We start from the raw sequence: 237 nt of genomic DNA, 5'->3' as shown, positions 1-237 counted from the left end.
AAATGTTATCCCCCGCTCCGGGGCAGGTTACCCACGTGTTACTCACCCGTCCGCCACTCACTGGGAATCCAACGTCAAGCTGATGCAAGCATCATCTATCAGTTGGGCCAGTGCGTACAACTTGCATGTATTAGGCACACCGCCGGCGTTCATCCTGAGCCAGGATCAAACTCTCATATAAAATTATATAAGAACTTGTATAGCTCTTTATTATCTTTGTTATTAAGCGAATTGACT

The 237-nt window shown here is 46.0% G+C and carries 1 rRNA gene; it reads right to left on the bottom strand.

Annotated elements, in window-relative coordinates:
* Positions 1–181: ribosomal RNA gene (locus H5S39_RS01295) — 16S ribosomal RNA — on the bottom strand; the annotation flags it as partial.
* Positions 182–237: the final 56 nt, after the last annotated feature.

Source organism: Limosilactobacillus rudii (genome assembly GCF_014145455.1).
GTDB classification, from domain to species: domain Bacteria; phylum Bacillota; class Bacilli; order Lactobacillales; family Lactobacillaceae; genus Limosilactobacillus; species Limosilactobacillus rudii.
This window is presented reverse-complemented; position numbering and strand designations above follow the sequence as displayed.